The sequence below is a fragment of the Rhodanobacter sp. LX-99 genome (genome assembly GCF_018599185.1).
Lineage (GTDB): Bacteria > Pseudomonadota > Gammaproteobacteria > Xanthomonadales > Rhodanobacteraceae > Rhodanobacter.
Window position 1 is genome coordinate 1,711,528 of the sequence record NZ_JAHFVL010000001.1, and the last position, 20,042, is coordinate 1,731,569.

Below are 20,042 nucleotides of genomic sequence, written 5' to 3' on the forward strand. Positions count from 1 at the left end.
GTTGGAAAGGCAACGGTACGTAGCCGTATTGTCATACAAGGGTGGCGGCGGCGAAAGCACCGGGTCTCGATCCATTGGCAGCAGCCCGATCCGTCTCCATCTAAGATCTGTCCCTGCCCCTGTCCTTGCGGGCCCGAATACATGCCACTGCACGATTTCCACCCCGCCGTCGCGAACTGGTTCCGCGCCACCTTTCCCGCACCCACCGCGGCGCAGGCGGCCGCGTGGCCGTCGATCCGCGCCGGCCGGCACACCCTGGTCGCTGCGCCGACCGGTTCGGGCAAGACGCTCACTGCCTTTCTCGCCGCGATCGACGCGCTGGTGCGCGAAGGCGTGGCGCACGGCGGCGTGCTGGCCGACGTCACCAGCGTGGTCTACGTGTCGCCGCTGAAGGCCTTGTCGAACGACATCCACATCAACCTGGAAGCGCCGCTGGAAGGCATCCGCGCCGAGCTCGAAAAGCTCGGCCTGCCCGACGTGGCGATCCGCACCGCCGTGCGCACCGGCGACACCCCGCAGGTCGAACGCAACCTGCTGCGCAAGCAGCCGCCGCACATCCTGGTGACCACGCCGGAGTCGCTGTACGTGCTGCTGGGCTCGGCATCGGGCCGTTCCATGTTGTCGGGCGTGCGCTCGGTGATCGTCGACGAGATCCACGCCATCGCCGGCAGCAAGCGCGGCTCGCACCTGGCGTTGTCGCTGGAGCGGCTGGAGTCGCTGTGCCGGCGGCGCCTGCTGCGGATCGGGCTGTCGGCGACGCAAAAGCCCATAAACATGGTCGCCGACTTCTTGGTCGGCGCTCAGCATTCCCTTCTCCCCTCGGGAGACGAATCGGCAGGACTGCCGATTTGCACGGCGGATGCCGCCCGCAGGGTGAGGCACATGGATGTGCCGAATGAAGGTGCCCGCAGGGCGGATGAGGGTTCGGCACCTCGGGGGATGCACGCTTCGACCGAACCCTCTCCCCAACCCCTCTCCCAAGGGGAGAGGGGCTTGAGCCAGTGCGCCATCATCGACGTGGGCCACACGCGCCCGCGCGATCTCGCCATCGAGGTGCCGCCGGTGCCGCTGGAAGCGGTGATGTCGAACGACAGCTGGGAGCTGGTCTACGACCGCCTCGCCCAGCTGGTGCAGGCGCACCGCACCACGCTGGTTTTCGTCAACACGCGGCGCATGGCCGAACGCGCCGCGCGGCACCTGTCCGAGCGGCTGGGCAAGGAAGCCGTGGCCGCGCATCACGGCAGCCTGGCGAAGGAACTGCGGCTGGATGCGGAGCAGCGGCTCAAGCGCGGCGAACTCAAGGTGCTGGTGGCCACCGCCTCGCTGGAACTGGGCATCGACATCGGCGAGGTCGACCTGGTCTGCCAGCTCGGCTCGCCGCGTTCGATCGCCGCGTTCCTGCAGCGCGCGGGCCGCTCCGGCCACAGCATCGACGGCACGCCGAAGGCGCGGCTGTTTCCGGCGACGCGCGACGACCTGATCGAATGCACCGCCCTGCTCGACTGCGTGCGCCGCGGCGAGCTGGACGCGCTGGTCATGCCGCCGCAGCCGCTGGACGTGCTGGCGCAGCAGATCGTCGCCGAAGTCGCCTGCGCCGAGTGGGACGAGGACGCGCTGTACGCGCTGGTGCGCCGCGCGTACCCGTATCGCGATCTCGCGCGCGCCGATTTCGACGCGGTGGTGCGCATGCTGGCCGAGGGTTTCACCACCCGCCAGGGGCCGCGCGCGGCCTACATCCATCGCGATGCGGTGAACCGGCAGCTGCGCCCGCGGCGCAGTGCGCGGCTCACCGCGCTGACCTCCGGCGGCACCATTCCCGACACCGCCGACTACAAGGTGGTGCTGGAACCGCAGGCGATCATCGTGGGCACGGTGAACGAGGATTTCGCGGTCGAGAGCATGGCCGGCGACATCTTCCAGCTCGGCAATACCAGCTACCGCATCCAGCGCGTCGAGCGCGACCGCCTGCGCGTGGAGGACGCGCACGGCGCGCCGCCGAGCATTCCGTTCTGGCTGGGCGAGGCGCCGGGGCGCAGCGACGAGCTGTCGCTCGGCGTGTCGCGCCTGCGCGAGGAAGTCTCCGCACTGCTTGAGCCCCTCTCCCCCCGGGAGAGGGGCGGGGGTGCGATTTTCGCCCAGCATTCCAGCACGCCCGACCCCTCTCCCCCAACCCCTCTCCCGGCAGGAGAGGGGAGCAAAGCGCGCGCCCTCGAATGGCTCCGCGACGAACTTGGCCTCAACGACGATGCCGCCCAGCAGCTGGTCGATTACCTGGCTCGCGCCAAGGCCGCGCTCGGCGTGCTGCCGAGCCAGCACACGCTGGTGCTGGAACGCTTCTTCGACGAATCCGGCGGCACCCAGCTGGTGATCCACACGCCATGGGGCAGCCGTATCAACCGCGCGTGGGGGCTGGCGCTGCGCAAGCGCTTCTGCCGCCAGTTCAACTTCGAGCTGCAGGCGGCGGCCACCGAGGACGCGATCGTGCTGTCGCTGTCGACCAGCCACAGCTTCCCGCTGGAGGAAGTGGCGCACTACCTGCACTCGAATACGGCCGAGCATGTCTTGATCCAGGCGTTGCTCGACGCGCCGCTGTTCCCCGCGCGCTGGCGCTGGAATGCGGTGACCGCGCTCGCGTTGCCGCGCTTCACCGGCGGCAAGAAAACCCCGCCGCCACTGCAGCGCATGAAGAGCGAAGACTTGCTCGCCGCGGTCTTTCCCGACCAGGTCGCCTGCCTGGAAAACATCGTGGGCGAACGCGAGGTGCCGGATCACCCGCTGGTCAACCAGACCATGCACGACTGCCTGCGCGAGGCGATGGACGTGGACGGGCTGCTGCAGATCCTGCGCAAGCTCGAAGGCGGCGAGATCGCCGTCGTGGCGCGCGACCTCACCGCACCCAGCCCACTCGCCGCCGAAGTGCTGAACGCCGCGCCGTATGCGTTCCTCGACGATGCGCCGCTGGAGGAACGCCGCACCCAGGCGGTGCAGACGCGCCGCTGGAACGACGCCGACAGCGCCGACGACCTGGGCCGGCTCGATCCCGACGCGATCGCCGCCGTGCGCGAAGAGGCGTGGCCGCAGGTGCGCGATGCCGACGAGATGCACGAAGCGCTGACCTTGCTGGGTTTCGTCACCGCCGACGAAGTCGCCGCCAACCCCGGCTGGAACGAACGGCTGCAGGCGCTGGCGAAGGCGAAGCGCGCGACCCGGCTCGGCGACGTCTGGACCACCGCCGAGCAGCTGCCGTTGTGGCAGGCGCTTCATCCCGCCGTCCCCATGCAGCCGCCGATCGCCGCGCCCGCCGAATACGCCGCGCAGCCCTGGACGCGCGAGGACGCGCTGCTGGAACTGGTGCGCCATCGCCTCGGCGGGCTCGGTCCCGTCACCGTGAACGGATTGGCGCAATCCATCCACGTCGACGCCGGCGAAGTCGAGCAGGCGCTGCTGCGGCTGCAGTCCGAAGGCTACGTGATGCAGGGCCGCTTCACCGCCGATGCCGGCGGCACCGAGTGGTGCGAGCGGCACCTGCTGGCGCGCATCCACCGCTACACCATCGGCCGCCTGCGCCGCGAGATCGAGCCGGTCAGCCGGCGCGCGCTGATGCGCTTCCTGTTCGACTGGCAGCACGTGTCGGCGGCCACCCGCCTGAGCGGGCCGGACGCGCTGGTCGCCACGCTGGCGCAGCTTGAAGGCTACGAGGCGGCGGCCGGCGCCTGGGAATCGGAAATTCTGCCGGCGCGCATCGAGGACTACTCGATCCACTGGCTGGACGAGCTGTGCCGCGCCGGCCGGGTCGGCTGGGCACGCCTGCGCACCGGCAGCGGCGGTGGCGGCGGTCCGGTGCGCAGCACGCCGATCGTGCTGCTTCCGAGGCGCGGAATGGCCGTATGGACGTCCACCGCCGGCGGCGGCGATGGACAGGATGCCCTGTTGTCATCGCGCGCGCAGGCCGTCGCCGACGCGCTGCGCGAACACGGCGCACTGTTCTTCGACGAACTGCTGGATGCCGCCCACCTTCTGCGCACTGAGCTGGAGGATGCGCTGGGCGAGCTGGTCGCCGCCGGCCGGATCAGCGCGGACAGCTTCGCCGGCCTGCGCGCCCTGCTGCTGCCCGCGGCGAAACGCGACGGCGGGCGGCACCGGCGCCTGCGCCGGCATCAGTTCGGCGGCATCGAGGATGCGGGGCGCTGGGCCTTGGCACGCGGCATGGCGACAGCCAGGGACAAGCCCGAACCCGAGGCCATCGAACACATCGCACGCACCCTGCTGCGCCGCTATGGCGTGGTGTTCTGGAAGCTGCTGGAACGCGAGGCGCCATGGCTGCCGTCGTGGCGCGAACTGCTGCGCGTGTACCACCGGCTGGAGGCGCGCGGCGAAATCCGCGGCGGGCGCTTCGTCGAAGGCCTGGTCGGCGAGCAGTTCGCCCTGCCCGAGGCGATCGCACCGTTGCGCGCGGTGCGATCGCGCGCGGACGACGGCGAACTGGTCTGCCTGAGCGGTTGCGATCCGCTGAACCTGGTCGGCACCGTGCTGGTCGGCGACAAGGTGCCGGCACTGGCCGGTTCGCGCGTGCTGTATCGCGACGGCGTACCGATCGCCGTGCTGGTCGGCGGCAAGCCCACCGCGCTGATCGAGTTGCCGGCCGCCGACACCCAGCTGGCGAAACATGCCTTGCTGCGTTATCCGCCCTCGCTGCCGGAAATGCCGGCTGCCGCACGCTGACGGCGTGGGCTGCTTGCGGGGCGCCGGCGCCGCTAAAGCTTGAGATGGACGCCGCGCCGATCCATCGCGTAGACGATCAACCACCACAGCGCCACGAACACCAGCGCGAACGCCAGCGACGGCACGTACGGCCCGAACCGCGGCGTCATCCAGCCGGCGAACCCGTGCTGGTAGATCGGCTCCTGCCAGCCCAGCGCGGGCAGCAGGATCTGCATCAGTTCGGAGCCGGCATAGGCGGCGATCGCGTTGACGCCGAAGCGCCGGCCCAGTGCGGGCCAGCCGCGCCGATCGACCAGCCCGTGGAAGACCAGCAGCGCCAGCGTGGCCCAGCCGGCGGTCCACAGCACGAACGACGGCGTCCACAGGTTCTTGTTGAGTGGCAGCCACGGCGACCACAACGCGCCTAGCAACAGGCACGCGACGCCGGCCAGCAGCAGCGTCCGCCATTTTTCGCCGCGCAGCCAGCAACCGGCCCGCAGTCCCAGCAAGGTGCCGGCCAGCGACGGCAAGGTGCCGAGCAGGCCTTCCGGATCGTGGCCGCGGCCGGTGGCCGGATCGATCAGGTAGACGAAACGGCCGAACACCGCGCTGTCGACGCGGCTGACGATGTTCGCCCACGGCTGCAGCGAGCCACCGAGCAGGAGCAGCCCCCAGTAACCGAGCAGCAACGCCGCGATCGCCAGCCACTGCGTGCGCGGCTTCGTGTAGACCGCGAACAGCGCCACCCCGGCGAAGCACAGCGCGATCCGTTGCAGCACGCCGGGGAAGCGCAGGTGCGCATGCGGCAGCAGCCATGCCGCCAGCACGTTGATCGCCACGCCCAGCGCGAGGATGCGCAGCGCGCGCCACATCGCGGCGCGGGTCAGCGCGGACGGCACAGCGCCCTGCTCCAGCCGCGGCAGGATCGCCAACGCCACCGACACGCCGACCACGAACAGGAAGAACGGAAAGACCAGGTCGGTCGGCGTGCAGCCGTTCCACGCCGAATGCTCCAGCGGTGCGTAGACATGGCTCCAGTCGCCCGGATCGTTGACCAGCAGCATCGCCGCCACGGTGCAGCCGCGCAGGGCGTCGAGCGAAGCGAGGCGTTTGCTCATGGCGTCAGCGTCACCCGGCCGATCGCATACAGCGGCCCGTCGATCGGCGCGGTGTAGATCAGGCACAGCGCATGCTCGCCCTGCTGTGCCGGCAGCTTGGCATCGAGCGTGAAGTTGCGCGCGCCGCGCGCCGGATCGGGTAGCGGCATGCTGGCCAGCACCGGCCCGCCGCATCGGTCGGCATGCACCACCAGCTCGCCGAACGGCGTGACGTGCGGGCGCGACACCACCAGCTTCTGCTCGTGCGCCAGCGCGAAGTTGCGCGGCAGGCGCACCGCCTCGACACGGATCGCGGCGACGCCATCCATCCACGTGGCGGGGAACTGCTGGCAGCTGTCGAACACGTTCACCGCGTACACCGGGTGGGTACTCTTCGCGTCGGGCATGGGCTGCAGGCGCAGGCGGAAATCGCTGCCGGGACAGTTCGGCAGCGTATCGCCGGGCAGGCTGAGCAGGGCGGCGCGATCCAGCACGCGTTCGCGCGGCGCGGCGAGCCGGCTGCCGTCGGCGGCGAAGCTGGCGGCGCGTACGGTGACCGGCAGGGTCACGTTGAACGGCGCGTCGTAGCGCGGCGCGGCGGGCGTGGGCGCGCTGCCGTCCAGCGTGTAGTGGATGGCGCCGAAGTCCGCCTGATTCGACAGCGCCACCGTGGCCTTGCCGGTGGCCAGCGCCAGGTTGCGGTCGGTGCCGATGTCCACCGCGAAGGCGCTGTCGGCCACGCTGACGTGCTGCGCGCGGTAACGCCCGAACTGCGCCGGCAGACGGGCGAGGAAGCCCGGCCAGTGGTTCGTGCCGGCCGGCGACCAGGCCACTTCGGCGAGCGCGTCCAGCCGCGGGAAGGCGGCGTGTTCCACGTGGGCGAAGGTGGGCATGTGTTCGGTCCAGAGGTTGGCCTGCACGCCCAGCACATGCTTCGCCTGCGTCGCGCTCAGCACGCCGGGCACGACCTGGAAGCCGTACACGTCCTTCAGCGATTCCACGCCGAGGCGGCCGGCGTATTCGTCGGCAAGGTCGCCTTGCGCATGGTCGAAGTAGAGGCCCGGCGCGGGCGACAGCACCACGTCGTGGCCGAGCAGCGCGGCCTTGATCGCGCCGTCGGTGCCGCGCCAGGACATCACGGTGGCGTCGGCGGGCAGGTTGTCGCCTTCGAGGATCTCGTCCCAGCCGATCAGCTTGCGGCCATGCTTGTCGAGGTACTGGCCGACGCGGTCGATGAACCAGCCCTGCAGCGCGTCCTCGCTGGTGATGCCCAGCGCATGCATCTTCGCCTGCACCGCCGGCGAGGCTTGCCACTGATCCTTGATCGCCTCGTCGCCGCCGACGTGGATGTAGGTCGACGGGAACAACGCCATCACTTCGTCGAGCACGCGGTCGATGAAGGTGAAGGTGTCGTCGTCGACGTTGTACAGATACGGATTGACGCCCCAGTCGGTCGATACCGATGGCCGCTTGCCGGTGACGCCGAGCTGCGGATACGCGGCCACCGCGGCCTGCGCGTGGCCGGGCATGTCGATCTCCGGCACGATGGTGATGTGGCGTGCGGCGGCGTAGGCCACCACGCGGCGGATGTCGTCCTGGGTGTAGAAACCACCATAGCGTTGCGGCTCGCCGTCGTGCCCGGCATCCGGCGGCGTGCGCCACGCGCCGATGCGGGTGAGCTCGGGGTAGCGCTTGATCTCGATGCGCCAGCCCTGGTCGTCGGTGAGATGCCAGTGGAACGTGTTGAGCTTGTGCTGGGCCATCTGGTCGAGCAGCCGCTCGATCTCGTCGACCGTCTGGAAATGCCGCGCGGAATCCAGCATCAACCCGCGCCAGGCGAAGCGCGGCTGGTCGCGGATGGACATCGCGGGCACCTGCACCGCGCCATGCTGTGCATCCGGGGTGAGCAACTGCCATGCGGTCACCGCACCGTAGAACAGGCCGGCATCGTCGCGTGCGGTGATGCGCATGCCGGCAGGCGTGACGTCCAGTGCGTAGCCTTCGCGGTTCGCCACCGGCGCCGCCGGGTCGAGCCGCAACACGATCGCGTGCGCCGTGGCCGCGCCGTGTCCCAGCGGCAGGCGCAGGCCGCGCGTGCGCGCGATCAGGTCGGCCAGCCAGGCGCCGGTGCGCCGGGTCGCGGCGGCATCGTCGGCGAACACGATCGGCGTGTGCGCATCGACGGTGAAGCTGCCGGCATCGGCGTGCAGTTGCGCCGGCAGCGGCAACAAGGAAGGAGCCGGCGGCTCGGCGGCGCGGACGAGGCCGGCGAGGCCCAGCGCCAGGGCTGCGCAGCCGAGCAGGATCAAACGGCGGGTCATCGGCGGTCTCCGTCGCGGCAAGTGCGTCACGCTAGCAAAAAAACGGGCCCGACAATGCACTGCCCGGGCCCGGTTGGGGAGGGTCGGGCCATCCGTGGCCCGGGGTCGAACTGCAACGTCAGAGCTTGAAGCGCAGGCTCAGGTAGTACTGGCGACCGTTGTCGTAGAACGCATACGGCTGTTTTCCGTAGGCCGCGTTCTGTGTGTAGTACTTCAGCTTGGGCTTGTTGAGGTTCATCGCATCCAGCGACAGCGACATCCAGTCGGTGAACTGCACGCCGAATGACGCGGCGAGGTTGCCGATGCCCTGCTGGAAGTAGGTGTCGGTACGGCTCACGCCGGCATAGAACTGCGAGCGGTAGGTGTAGCTGACGCGGGCGTTGAAGCGCTTGTTCTCGAAGTAGCCCGACACGTTGTAGGTGTTCTTCGAGGTGCCCTGCAGCGGCTTGTCGCCGGTGGCGTGGCCGTCGGCGTAGGTGTAGTTGGCCTGCACACCGAAGTTGTCGCCGATGGGCTGGATGTAGTTCAGCTCCACGCCGCGGACCTGGCCGTTGACGTTGCGCGGCACGCTGATCAGGTAGTTGTTGAACACGTCGTGGCCCGCGGCGGCGGATGCCTGCATGTCCTTGAAGGTGCGCACCTCGTTGCCGAAGTTGACGTAGTCCTTCAGGTTCATCGCGTACACGCCGGCCGACAGCAGCCCGCGCGGCGCGAAGTACCACTCCACGGCGGCATCGAAGTTGCTCGATACCAGCGGCTTGAGCTGCGGGTTGCCGCCGCTGCCGGTATGGGTGAGGTCGTCGGCCGACACGTAGCCCGCCAGCGCCGAGTAGTCCGGACGGGTCATCGTCTGCGACGCGGCGAAGCGCAGCAGCAGGTCGTCGGTGACGGCGAGCTTGAGGTTGGCACTGGGCAGGAACTTGCCGTAGGAGTGCCTGTAGGTGTTCCAGTAGTAGTCGCCGAAGGCCGAGCCGGTGATCGGGCCGGTCACCGTGGTCGCTTCCGCGTCGGGCGCCGTGCTGGTGTAGCCGATGTTCTCCTTGGTCTGCACATAGCGCATGCCGACGTTGCCGCTGGCGATGCCGGAATCGAAGTTCAGCTGCACATAGGCGGCCGAATCCTTCTCCTCGACCTTGTAGACGTCGTTGAAGTAGAAGCGCGAGACCGGATCGCGGTTGGCGAACTGCGCGTCGATCTGCGCCAGCTGGGCCGGCGTCCAGTACCAGATCGGGCCGGGGAAGCTGCCGCCGAGCGAACCGTTGAAGCCGCCCGGATAGCTGCTGTAGGTGCCGGTCGGATAGGCGGCCGGATTCTGCCAGTCGGAAGCCCAGTTCGGGCCCTGCGCCACCTCGAACGGGTTCTCGCGCGTGTGCTTGGCGTAGCGGCCGCCGAACTGCAGCGAGGTGAGCGCGCCTTCGTCGAAGTTGAGCTCGCCGTCGAACTGCGCCCAGTCCTCCTTGTCCTTCACCTTGATGCCCTGGCCGCCGAAGATCCAGCCGGCCGCCGGCAGGATGCCCGACGGCGAGGTGTTGTCGCCGCCCAGGGTCCAGTTGATCGGCTTGCCGAGGCCGCGCATGTCCCAACTGGCGCCGGCGCCGCCGGCGGTGCCCAGCTCGATCACGTCCTGGGTCGGGCTGCTGCCGGTGCCGCGGGTGGTGCCGACCTGGCCGGTGAGGGTGAGGTGGTCGGTGGCGCGCCAGTTCGCGTTGAGCGTGAGGTACTTCGACTCGGAAGCCGCACCCGGGCGCGAGATCTGGTCGTACACGCCGTAGGCGCCGGTGCCGCCGGCGATCGAACCGCTGGTGACCACGTTGTTGTTGATCGAGTTGGCGGTCAGCACGCCGCCGCCCGCCAGCGCGCTGCTGGCCCACATCATGTAGTTGCGGTTGTAGTTGTCGGCCTTGAGCTTGGAGTAGAAGCCGTTGAGGTCGAGCGTGAGGTTGTCGGTCGGCTTGATCTGGAAGTCGATCACGCCGCCCTTGCGTTCGCGCTGCTGGGTGAACAGCACCGCGCCGATTTCGTTCGGGTAGTAGACGGTGTTGCCGCCGACCGTCGTGGGCAGGTAGCCGCCCACCACCTCCTGGCCGTTGCGCTGCAGGCTGCGCTTCTCGTAGAAGCCCTGCACCAGCACACCGACGGTGTTGGCGTCGTTCTTCCAGTTGAACAGGCCGCTGAACTGCGGCTTGGTGTCGCCGGGAAGGTCCGAATACACGCCGCCGATCGAGGCCTCGGCCGTGACCGGCTTGGCGAACTCCAGCGGCTTGCGCGTGATGATGTCCACCGAACCGGCGCTGCCGCCTTCGACGATGCTTGCCTCGGAAGTCTTGTGCACCACCACCTGGCTGACGATCTCCGACGGCAGCAAGGTGTAGCTGACGCTGCGGCCCACGGTCTGCACCTGGCTCAGCACGAACCAGTCGCCGGTGCCCACGGTGTGGCCGTTGACCAGGGTCTGGGTGAGGCTGGGCGCGGTGCCGCGCAGGCTGACGCGATCGCTCTCGTCGAAGCCGCCCTCGCTCGCGCTGGACGAACTGATGTTGACGCCGGGCAGGCGCTGCAGCGTGTCGGCCACGTTCTTGGCCGGCAGCTTGCCGATGTCCTCGGCGGTGACGACCTCGACGTGCGAGGCAGCATCCTTCTTCAGCGCCAGCGACTCGGCCTCGCTGTTGCGGATGCCGGTGACGACCACCGTGCTCAGGGTCCTGGCCTGCTTCTCCCTGGCCTGGTCCTGGCTTGACGACGGGTTGTCGGTATTCGTCTGGCTGTCCTGCGCATAGATCGCGCCGGATACGCACAGACCGGTGATGATGCTCGCGGCTAGCAATGTCTTGCGGTAATTCATGATCTCCTCCCCTCAGAGGCTGGCTCGAATCAAGACCGGCATGACGACGGTCGCGGACGTTGTGTAGTGGTTTGGCTTGGCGCCGTGTCGCCGGATGGCGTTCATCTCACTCTCCTGGACGCTCATCCAGAAACCAGCCTGCGGCGCCGATGACACCAAGCTGGCCGTGCTCGATCAGTCGCACTGGAACCTGTTGCAGATAGGCGCGCATCACGCCCTTGTTGAAATAGCGTTCGGCGAAGCTGCTGGCCCGCAGGAACGGCTGGATCTGCGGCAGGATCCCGCCGGCCAGGTAGACCCCGCCGCGGGCGCCGTACAGCAGCACCAGGTCGCCCACGAAGCTGCCGAGCAGGCCGCAGAACACTTCCAGCGCCTCCACCGCGGCGCCATCGCTGCCGGCCAGTGCGGCAGCGGTGACTTCGGCCGGGGTCAGCAGGCGCGAAGGGCTGCCGCGCAGTTCGCACAGCGCGCCGTAGAGTTTCAGCAGGCCGGGGCCGGACAGCGCATCCTCGAACGACACGTGCGCACGCTCGCGGCGGAACAGGCGCAGGATCTCGATCTCGCGTTCGTTGCCCGGCGCCAGCGACACCTGGCCCGCCTCGGTGGCCAGCACCTGCGCGCGCGGGTGGCCCGGCAGCAGCACCGCCGAACCCAGCCCGGTGCCCGGCCCCATCACCAACGCCGGCCCGCTGGCCGTCGGTTGCGCGGTCTCGATGATCGGCCGGGTCTCGTCGGCCGCGATGAACTGGGTGGCGTAGGCGACCGCCTCGAAATCGTTGATCACCGCCAGCCGCTGGATGCCGAGGCCGTCGCGGATCTCGCGGATCGACACCGGCCACGGCAGGTTGCCGTTGACGATCGCGTCGTCCAGCACGTAGCCGGCGCAGGCCACCGCGCAATGACGCAGCTCGCCGCGCAGCGCCGCATGCGGCGTGTCCGCCAGCTGCGCGACGAAATCCTGCAGCATCGCGGTGAGGCTGGGCCAGTCGGCGCAGCCGTAGCGGTGGTAGTGCAGCACGCTGACCGGGCGGCGGCCGTTCGCGCTGCCGACGACCAGGCCGATGCGCGCATGCGTGCCGCCCACGTCGGCGGCCAGGAACGGCTGCTGCGGGCCCGGCCCTGGCACACCGGCCCCGTTCGCTGCCGATGCCTCGGCAACGGCCGCCGCCGCATGACGCTGGTTCGCAACTTCCCCCACTGCGTTCTCCCGTGGCCGGTGACTCCCCGACCCGACTGCGCGGACGCGAGCCGGGTGCGGCCTGATTCGGGCGGAGTCTGCTGTCGGAATGACAACGTTGTCAACTGGGTTCGCGACAATTTCCCGGACATTCGATGTGGCGACGCAGCATAGCTGCCATGACACTCCTGAGCCGCCCCTCACGAATTCGCGCAAATGGCTTAGTACGGCACACGTGCGCACAAACATGCGGAAAGGGCCTGGCCTGTTGCATTGCCACAACGATGGCTCGCGATGGCCGTCCGAACGGCACGGCCACGACCGCGCATCGCGGGGCGACCGGGACGATGGATTGACAACGTTGCACTTTTCGGCAATTAAAGAGACATTCCTGCCTGTCCCGGTCACCCGACCGGTGCGGCACGGCGACTCCGGGGAGAACCATCCATGGCAACCACGCTGGCGGCAGCGCCGTCCGATCGCACCCATCTCGGCCCGATGCTGATCATCGGCCTGCTGTTCTTCATCTTCGGCTTCGTCACCTGGCTCAACGGGCCGCTGATCACCTTCGTCAAGCTGGCGTTCCAGGTCGAGGACGTCTACGCCTTCCTGGTGCCGTCGGCGTTCTACGTGTCGTACCTGGTGTTCTCGCTGCCCGCGTCGCTGATCCTGCGCCGCACCGGCATGAAGAAGGGCATGGCGCTGGGCCTGTTCGTGATGGCGATCGGCGCCGTGCTGTTCGGCCAGTTCGTCAGCTGGCGCGAGTTCGCCGGAGCGCTGACCGGGTTGTTCGTGATCGGCGCCGGACTGTCGCTGCTGCAGACCGCCTCGAACCCGTACATCAGCATCCTCGGCCCGATCGACAGCGCGGCGCAGCGCATCGCCTTCATGGGTATATGCAACAAGGCCGCCGGCGTGATCGCCCCGTTCGCGTTCGGCGCGCTGGTGCTCAGCGGCATCGGCACGTTCGGCGAACAGGTCGAAGCGGCGCCGACGGCGGAGGCGCGCGAAGCCCTGCTCAACGCGTTCGCCGGCAAGGTGCACCTGCCGTACATGGTCATGGCCGGCCTGCTGGTGCTGCTGGCGATCTGGATCGCGCGCTCGTCGCTGCCGGAAATCCGGCCCGACGGCGCGAACAGCGAACGGGCGATCGGCCACAAGCACGGCAGCATCTTCAGCTTCCCGCACCTGTGGCTGGGCGTGCTGTGCCTGTTCCTCTACGTCGGCGTGGAGGTGATGGCCGGCGATGCGATCGGCACCTACGGCGCCGGCTTCCACCTGCCGCTGGAGCGCACCAAGATCTTCACCGCGTTCACCCTCAGCGGCATGCTGATCGGCTACGTCGCCGGCCTGCTGCTGATCCCGCGCTTCGTCTCGCAGCAGCGCTACCTGGCGATCTCGGCGGTGCTCGGCGTGCTGTTCTCGATCGGCGCCTACCTCAGCCATGGCTATGTCTCGGTCGGCTTCGTCGCCGCGCTCGGCTTCGCCAACGCGATGATGTGGCCGGCGATCTTCCCGCTGGCGATCAAGGGCCTGGGCAGCCTGACCGAACGCGGCTCGGCACTGCTGATCATGGCGATCGCCGGCGGCGCGGTGGTGCCGCAGCTTTTCGTGCACCTGAAGCAGCACGTCGATTTCCAGCTCGCGTTCGCACTGCTGATGGTGCCGTGCTACCTGTACATCCTGTACTACGGACTGGCCGGCCACCGGGTCGGCCAGCACGTGGATTCGCTACGGCCCGGGCTCTAAGCTAGGATGCTTGCGCCGCCGCACCGACGCGTGCGGCGCTGCCGGCACGATGGCGCGACCGGCGACCATTCCTTTCGATACACGAGGTTCAGCGGGTGCGCAGCGCCACCATCAAGGATGTCGCAGAACGGGCCGGCGTCTCGCTGAAGACCGTCTCGCGCGTGATCAACAACGAGCCTTCGGTGCATGCGCGCACGCGCGAGAAGGTGCAGCGCGAGATCGACGCGCTCGGCTACCAGCCCGACCCGTCCGCGCGCAGCCTGCGCAGCACGCGTGCCTACGCGATCGGCCTGGTTTACGACAACCCGAACGCGCACTACATCATCAACCTGCAGCGCGGCGTGCTGTCGGCGTGCCGGTCGAGCGGCTTCGGCCTGCAGATCCATCCGTGCGACTCGTCCTCGCCGAAGCTGGCCGAGGAACTGCGCGAACTGGTGCGCCGCTCGCGCCTGGCCGGGCTGGTGCTGGCGCCGCCGATGTCCGAGCAGCCGGCGCTGATCCACGCACTGAGCACGGCGAAAGTCCCGTTCATCCGGATCATCTCCGCGCGCAAGGATCCCGCCGACGGCTCGCCCTGCGTCTACGTCGACGACCGCGACGCCGCCTACGCAATCACCGAGCACCTGATCCAGCTCGGCCACCAGCGCATCGGTTTCCTGTGGGGCGGCCGCGGGCACCGTTCAAGCCAGGAGCGCTACCAGGGCTACGAGGATGCATTGAAGGACTACGGCATCCCGCTCGACCGCAAGCTGATCGTGACCGGCGACTACACCTTCGACGACGGCTTCCGCGGCGCGCGCAAACTGCTGGCGCTGAAGGACCGGCCCAGCGCGATCTTCGGTTCCAACGACGAGATCGCCGCCGGCGTGCTGGCGGCGGCACACTCGGACGGCATCAACGTGCCGTACGAACTCTCCATCGCCGGCTTCGAGGACAGCCCGTTCTCCAAGCAGTCGTGGCCGGCGCTGACCACCGCGCGCCAGGCCACCGAGGACATCGCGCGGCACGCCGCGCAGCGCCTGATCGGCGACCTGCAGCGCGAAGCCAACGGCGAGCCGGTCGACAGCCGCAACGAGGGCTTCAGCCCGGAGCTGGTGGTGCGCGGCTCCACCGCGCCGCGGCACAGCGCACCGGCTGCACGCGGCACTGCCAAACGGCGCAAGCCGGCTACTTGACGTTGTCGGTCTGCCCGATGAAGCGGGCCACGTTGTCGTGCAGCTGCTTCAGCGACGCCTCGTGCGCGTACACCATGTGCCCGGACGGATACCACGCATAGCTGATGTTGCGCTCCAGGCTGGCCGGGATCGGCAAGTGGTGCATCTCGTAGTCGGCGGCGAAGTACGGCGTGGCCAGGTCGTAGTAGCCGCCGTGCAGATAGACCTTGAGGTTGGGGTTGGTCTTCATCGCCATGGCCAGGTCCGGCATCACGTTGGTCGACGACTGCAGCGCCTCGCCGTGCGCGCCGGGCGCCTTGTGCGAGAAGTCCCAGTGGTCGATGTCGGCGAACAGCCGGTACTGCCGGCCCTGGCCGAATTTCAGGTCTCGCCGCACGTAGTCGTTGAAGGCGGCCACGTAGGCCGAACTGATCGCCGAGGATTGCGGATCGTATTCGGAGTCCTTGCTCAGCGGATCGATCGCCGGGCCGGAGAAGCGGCTGTCCAGCCGGCCGGTGGTGATGTCGCCGTCGGTCTGCAGCTCGTGCTCGAACATGCCGCCGGTCACGCGCAGGTCCGCTTTCAGCAGGTAGGCCACCGGCAACCCGGTGTATTCGTGCAGTTTCTGCGCCACCGCCTGCTTGCGCGCATCGTCAAGGCGCGAGCCGGCCATCAATGCTTGCGCGTAGTCGCCCATCGCGTACTGCTCCACCTCGCGCAGGAACGGCTCCAGTTCGGCCGGCTGCTGCGGCAGCTTGTGGTGGTAGAACGCGGTGGCGGCGAAGGTCGGCAGCGCCAGCTCGTACGGCAGGTCGATGCCGGGATTGAACTCCGGCCCGTCGATGCTGGTGTCGAAGCTGAGGATCTGCGAAAGCAGGATCACCCCGTTGAGGTCGACGCTGTCCTCGTTCTCCAGGATGTTCGCCAGCACCGCCGAGCGGGTGGTGCCGTAGCTTTCGCCGAACAGGTACTTCGGCGAATTCCAGCGGTCGTACTTCGACAAAAACCGGGTGATGAACTGCGCGAAGGCGTGGCCGTCGCCGTCGACGCCGTAGATCGCCTTCCTGCGTTCCTTCATCTGCTCGTCGCGCTTGGACTTGTCCCCGTCATCCGCGATCAGCCGGCTGAAGCCGGCGCCGGGCGCGTCGATGAACACCAGGTCGGAGGCATCGAGCAGGCTGTAATCGTTGTTCACCAGCCCGTACGGCGCCGCCGGCGTGTGGCCGGCGTCGCTGGTGACCACGCGCTTCGGCCCGAACGCGCCCATGTGCAGCCACACCGTGGCCGATCCGGGGCCGCCGTTGTAGATGAAGGTGACCGGCCGTTTCGTCGCGGCCACGCCCTTCTTGAAATAGGCGACGTAGAACATGCTGACCTGCGGCTCGTCTTCCTTGTCGCCGCTGCCATGCAGCACCAGCGTGCCGGCCACCGCCTTGTAGTCGACGCGGTGCCCTTCGACCGATACCGAGCCCTCGCTGGCCGACGACTGCGGCTCGACCAGCGCTGCGTCGGGCTTCGACTCCGGCTTGCTTTTGTCGTCCTGCTTGCCCGGCCCGGCAATCGCGACGGGGCTGAGCAGCAGTGCGGCAAGCGCCGTAGTGAGGAGAAGCTTGCGCATGGGCGATCCTCGATGACTGAGGCGGCTCCGCCTCGGAGATCTGCAGCATAGGCGTCACGACGCCGGCATTTCATAGCCCGGAAGTCACTGTCACCGGACGATCAGCCGCGCGCGATCGCCCCGCGTGCAAGATTGGCCCGACTCAGCCACTCGCGAAACAGCAGTAGGCCGACCAGCGCGCCCAGCGCCACCACGCCGAGGTTCATGCTGGCGAACACCAGCGACGGATGCTGCGGCAGCGTGGTGGCCGCGCAGGTAGAACAGGATGTTGCCAAAGTTGGCCAGCTCCAGCGCGAACGCGACCGGTAGGACCATCGCAAACATCGCCTGCAGCGACCACCTGGCGACAAATCGGTCGCTCAGGGCCGACGAACCACCGCCAATCAGATGTACTTTGGCCCATTGACTTCCCAAAACATGCCCCGCCCAGAGGAAATTACTGGGTCAATTGGTTCAGGTTGAAATTAATTGGAATCCTCACCACCCCTTCGACATTTTTTCCGTTTCGCACAGCTGGATTGAATTCCCACTGATAGGCTGCCTCTACCGCTGCCTGATCCAGTTCATGGTACCCACTTGTGCTTTCAACTTTTATTTCTTTTATTGCACCGCTTGCGTCGACAAAGATTAATAAAACCGTGGTTCCCTCGTGCCTGTTATCTATAGCCAGCTGCGGGTAAACCGGCTGAAATCCGGATTTATAGCTGACATTCCTGTCCTCCAAGCCAGGAACAGGCTTGATGCTTGATGGGCTGCCGCCTTCATTTTTAACAGTGCGATCATTTTTCTCAGAAAAATTCACGGCATAAGCGAGACGCTCCAAGGCATCCCGCTGAGAAGGTAAATTGTCGACGGTAGTCCATGAGCATAAAATAGCGACATCAGCGCTCCCCTTGATCACCGTTAAAACATACGCAATATTGATGTTTTGGGCCATCCCCGTTATGACGAACCGAAAGGATTCTCTGCCATTTATTTTCAAATGCTTCATATTATGTTTTTTAGAATTTGACAGCTTGCTGGTCACACTGGCGGCCCGCGAATTGGCGAACTCTTCCACGTTGGTTATGTTTTTGATTGGCGATGACGACAAAAGGAGGTCTGAATCGGAAGTGATATTCGTGGCAAAAAGCAGGATATTTTCATTGTTGAGTCCGCTTGGTAATGAAGCCTTCGACCATCCTTCGGGCAGAGTTATCCCAACACTTGATGAGTATGATTTTTCGGTAAGTACCGCTTCACTCTGGACCTGGGGGGGCTTGAAGCGAACCGGAAGCCTGGACTTGGGACTGATCGTTGATCGCCGCGATGACCCATCGGGCATAACCGGATTATACCCCCTCGCGGTCATGCAGTCGGCAAAGGCATTACGCGCCGTCACCTTATCCATTTGCTGAGCCAATGGCACTCCAATTATGGTTGCGCCAAGAAGGAAGTCCTTTGCCTGCTGGCTTGCCGAGTTCATGGCCAGATCGGCCCGATGGGTACATACCAGCGCATCCGTTTCTTTTTGCGAAGCGCTTTTGTCGACGGGGGCTTGGATGCTGGTTGCCAACTTGAACGTACCGCAAGAAGAAAGCATGGGTACGCATAAAGCAACCACAATGAACCTTGATGACAAGCCCATGACCACTCCTTAACGTCATAAGTAAATCCCAGTCAAGGACGATCTAATCCACTCCATGCCCGGGTATCGTCGTCAGCAGCACCGACCCTTATGTCTTGCTTTTTTCACACGCTGGATAGCAAGCGAGCCGCCATCATCAAACCCAGGCATCGGGAGTTCCCGCAACTTAGTCGCTTTTTATAGTGGCGTCGCGCAGGCTCACAACTAAGTAGGCGTGAGTCGCGGATATTGCCGCTGCCAACGCCGAATATGGGCCATAAGTACGTTCTACAGTTCCCCAGTACTGCCGGACAGAAAGCCACGCATCATGTAGCTGTCGGCGGCACCCCGTGCAGAAATTGATTTGTCCCCCTGTCGCTTTGCCTCCGCACATGAGTACGGGGATACCTACCCAAAAAGTCTTGCATTTCCGAACTCAATCTGTCAACTCATGACAAGACGACAACAGTATGGAATCTCCATACTGTCAAAGGCCCCGTTTCCGGAGCCCGCGAATGAAGCGTTTCGCCGATCGTCTTCGCGAGGCGCGCGTGGCTGCAGGAATGACCCAGGAGCAGCTTGGCTTCGCTCTGGGGATCACCAAGTCTTCGGTGTCGGCTTGGGAAAACGGACGTGAGACGCCCAGCTTCCGCATGCTGCCGGAGTTGCGTCGGGAACTGGGGCGTTCGCTCGACGAGCTGATTTGCGGCGTACCGCCGGAAGCTGGCGGGATCGAGGAGGGCCGGCCGAAATACGCCTCCCACGAAGCATCGCCCGCGGCGCGCGACGAGAAGGAGCGGGCACTGCTGTTGCGTTACCGCAGCCTGTCCGCCAAGCGTCGGGCAGCGTTGCTGGATTTGCTCAAAGCCGAGAAGTGATGCGGATTGGGACTTTGAATAGACACTTACCCTCGCGCAATCAACGCTATCGCCAGTAGCGCCAGCGCCACGCCGGCGAGGTTGAACCGACTCAGCCGCTCGCGGAACAGCAGCAGGCCGACCAGCGCGCCCAGCGCCACCACGCCGAGGTTCATGCTGGCGAACACCAGCGACGAATGCTGCGGCAGCGCACGGTGGCCGCGCAGATAGAACAGGATGTTGCCGAAGTTGGCCAGCCCGAGCAGCAGGCCGGCCAGCGCGCTGCGCAGCGTGAAGCGGGTTTGGTCCTGCACGCGACGCCACAGCTGCATGGCGAACGCGACCAGCAGGGCCAGCGCGAACATCGCCTGCAGCGACGCGCCCAGCGGCACGCCGGCCAGCGCCACGCGCTTGAACAGGATGTCGATCACGCCGAAGCCGGCGAACACCAGCAGCGGATACAGCCAGCCGGCGGCGCCGTGTTCCGCCGTGCCATGCCCGCTGCGCCAGACCATGCACAGCAGGGCGAGCAGGCCCAGTGCGATGCCGATGCCCTTGGGCGCGGTGAGCTGTTCGCCGAACAGCGCAAACGCCGCCAGCAGCGAGAGCAGCAAGGACAGCCGTTGCGCCGCATCGCTGCGCACGATGCCGGCATGCCGCACCGACGCGGCCAGCGCCAGAAAGATCGTCGGCAGCAGGATGCCCAGCACGGCCAGCGCCAGCCACGGCGTGCCCGGTTCGCGCAACGTGGCCAACGACGGCTGCAGCAGCAACGCGGTGAGTGCGCCGGTCACCACATAGTTCCAGGCGATCGCCTGGCCCACGTCGACCTCCGCGCGGCGCGCCAGCTTCAGCAGTACCGACACCAGCACGCTGCACACCACGCTGAGCAGGACGTAGATCATCCGTCACTCCGGCGA

General features: G+C 67.0%; 11 protein-coding genes and 1 pseudogene. 4 read left to right on the top strand and 8 right to left on the bottom strand.

Going from position 1 to position 20,042, the window contains the following annotated elements; genetic code table 11:
- The first annotated feature begins 141 nt into the window (after window positions 1-141).
- Window positions 142-4,722: a DEAD/DEAH box helicase gene (locus KK131_RS07930; protein ID WP_214556120.1), complete on the top strand. Its 4,581-nt coding sequence runs from the start codon at window positions 142-144 to the stop codon at window positions 4,720-4,722.
- Window positions 4,723-4,754: 32 nt separating this feature from the next.
- Here KK131_RS07930 and KK131_RS07935 read toward each other — a convergent pair whose 3' ends face one another.
- The 4 genes from KK131_RS07935 to glk form a co-directional block, all read right to left on the bottom strand.
- Window positions 4,755-5,819, bottom strand: a complete 1,065-nt coding sequence (locus tag KK131_RS07935; RefSeq protein WP_214556121.1) for a heparan-alpha-glucosaminide N-acetyltransferase domain-containing protein — start codon at window positions 5,817-5,819, stop codon at window positions 4,755-4,757.
- Window positions 5,816-8,119 carry a family 20 glycosylhydrolase gene (locus KK131_RS07940; protein ID WP_214556122.1) on the bottom strand — a complete coding sequence of 768 codons (2,304 nt, stop codon included), beginning with the start codon at window positions 8,117-8,119 and terminating at the stop codon, window positions 5,816-5,818. Before KK131_RS07940 ends, KK131_RS07935 begins: the two co-directional genes overlap by 4 nt.
- A 118-nt stretch (window positions 8,120-8,237) precedes the next feature.
- A complete protein-coding gene (locus KK131_RS07945) occupies window positions 8,238-10,961 on the bottom strand; it encodes a TonB-dependent receptor (protein ID WP_214556123.1) in 2,724 nt (907 codons plus the stop codon).
- A 106-nt stretch (window positions 10,962-11,067) separates the two neighbouring features.
- Window positions 11,068-12,087: a glucokinase gene (gene glk / locus KK131_RS07950; protein WP_214556124.1), complete on the bottom strand. Its 1,020-nt coding sequence runs from the start codon at window positions 12,085-12,087 to the stop codon at window positions 11,068-11,070.
- Window positions 12,088-12,585: 498 nt separating this feature from the next.
- Here glk and KK131_RS07955 point away from each other — a divergent pair, with 498 nt between their 5' ends.
- Window positions 12,586-13,887 carry a sugar MFS transporter gene (locus KK131_RS07955; protein ID WP_214556125.1) on the top strand — a complete coding sequence of 434 codons (1,302 nt, stop codon included), beginning with the start codon at window positions 12,586-12,588 and terminating at the stop codon, window positions 13,885-13,887.
- Window positions 13,888-13,982: 95 nt separating this feature from the next.
- Window positions 13,983-15,062, top strand: a complete 1,080-nt coding sequence (locus KK131_RS07960; protein ID WP_214556126.1) for a LacI family DNA-binding transcriptional regulator — start codon at window positions 13,983-13,985, stop codon at window positions 15,060-15,062.
- On the opposite strand, the gene KK131_RS07965 is transcribed toward KK131_RS07960, so the two are convergent.
- From KK131_RS07965 to KK131_RS07975, 3 genes and pseudogenes are all read right to left on the bottom strand, one after another.
- Window positions 15,055-16,659 (bottom strand): peptidase S10, encoded by a 1,605-nt coding sequence (locus KK131_RS07965; RefSeq protein ID WP_214556127.1) that lies wholly within the window; start codon window positions 16,657-16,659, stop codon window positions 15,055-15,057. The genes KK131_RS07960 and KK131_RS07965 overlap by 8 nt on opposite strands.
- 101 nt (window positions 16,660-16,760) lie before the next feature.
- Window positions 16,761-16,995, bottom strand: a pseudogene (locus KK131_RS07970) (EamA/RhaT family transporter); the annotation flags it as partial.
- 100 nt (window positions 16,996-17,095) lie between these two features.
- A complete protein-coding gene (locus KK131_RS07975; RefSeq protein ID WP_214556128.1) occupies window positions 17,096-18,286 on the bottom strand; it encodes an energy transducer TonB in 1,191 nt (396 codons plus the stop codon).
- Between the two features lie 494 nt (window positions 18,287-18,780).
- On the opposite strand from KK131_RS07975, the gene KK131_RS07980 reads away from it, so the two are divergent.
- Window positions 18,781-19,143, top strand: coding sequence for a helix-turn-helix transcriptional regulator (locus KK131_RS07980; RefSeq protein WP_214556129.1), 363 nt, complete (start codon window positions 18,781-18,783; stop codon window positions 19,141-19,143).
- Between the two features lie 26 nt (window positions 19,144-19,169).
- Here the strand turns inward: KK131_RS07980 and KK131_RS07985 are convergent, their stop codons facing one another.
- A complete protein-coding gene (locus KK131_RS07985) occupies window positions 19,170-20,027 on the bottom strand; it encodes an EamA family transporter (protein WP_214556130.1) in 858 nt (285 codons plus the stop codon).
- Window positions 20,028-20,042 lie beyond the last annotated feature (15 nt).